At 57.2% G+C, this 1,220-nt stretch carries 1 protein-coding gene; it reads right to left on the bottom strand.

Translation table 11 applies throughout. The features are described 5' to 3' along the window. Positions 1-18: 18 nt before the first annotated feature. A protein-coding gene (locus DY926_RS02055; protein ID WP_116701877.1) for an IS3 family transposase occupies positions 19-1,160 on the bottom strand; the annotation gives its coding sequence in 2 pieces (ribosomal slippage) (positions 19-932 and positions 932-1,160; 1,143 coding nt in all). Between the last annotated feature and the right edge of the window lie 60 nt (positions 1,161-1,220).

Genomic DNA, 1,220 nt, shown 5'->3' with positions numbered 1-1,220 from the left:
TGAATAGCCCCTAGTTTTCTAGACGCCTTGAGCATTCAAAATCTGCTGTTGTTCGAACTGCACGGGTGACAGCATCCCGTTCCTGACGTGCTTGCGCACCGGGTTATAGAACATTTCGATGTAGTCAAACACGTCCTGCCGGGCTTCCTGGCGCGTTTTGTAAGTTCGACGCCGGATGCGCTCGCGCTTGAGCGATGAGAAAAAACTTTCCGCTACAGCATTGTCGTGGCAATTGCCGCGGCGGCTCATCGAGTGTTCCAGATTGTGAGCCCGTATGAAGGCAGTCCAGTCCATGCTGGTGAACTGACTGCCCTGATCGGAGTGGATCAGCACCCGGCTTTTGGGCTTTCGTCGCCAGATGGCCATATGGAGCGCCTGCAGTACCACATCCGAGGTCTGGCGGCTCTGCATCGACCAGCCCACCACACGACGCGAATAAAGGTCGAGTACGACTGCAAGGTAGGCAAACCCTTCCATGGTGCGGATGTAGGTGATGTCTGTGACCCACACCCTGTCGGGTGCCTCGACATCAAACTGCCGGGCCAGCGTGTTGTCGATGACCAGAGATGGCCTGCCACTATGGCTACCTGGCCGCCGCCTGTAGCCAATCTGCGCTTTGATGCCAGCCAGTTTTGTCAGGCGTGCCACGCGGTTCGGACAGCAGATCTCGCCCTGATCGAGCAGATCATCGTGCAGCTTACGGTAGCCATAAACCCTGCCACTGTCGTTCCAGGCCTGACGGATCAACGTGGTCTGTCGGACGTCCTCGCGAGCCCGTCGGCTCAGCGGCTCCTTCCGCCAGGCATAATACCCACTGGGCTGCACGGCCAGACAGCGGCACATTGCCCGAATTCCAAAATGATCGCGATGCTCGGCAATGAAGGCGTATCTCACTTTGCATCCCTGGCGAAATACGCGGTGACTTTTTTTAGGATGTCGCGCTCCTCGGTCACCCGGGCCAGTTCGCGCTTCAGTTGCCGGATCTCGGCATCTTTGCCGGTATCGCCTGATGCCATCTTCGCGAATTGCCGCTTCCACGCATATAGCGAATGTGTACTGACCCCGAGCCGCTGCGAAACTTCCGCTACCGGATATCCCCGCTCGGTAATCTGCGCCACCGCATCACGCTTGAACTCATCACTGAAATTAGGCTTCCCCATCAACGCCTCCTGTCCTCATTTTTAGGAGCCTGGGCGTCCAGAAATCTAGGGGCTATTCAA

Origin of the sequence: Komagataeibacter melaceti (assembly GCF_003403295.1) — a bacterium.
GTDB lineage: Bacteria > Pseudomonadota > Alphaproteobacteria > Acetobacterales > Acetobacteraceae > Komagataeibacter > Komagataeibacter melaceti.
This window is presented reverse-complemented; position numbering and strand designations above follow the sequence as displayed.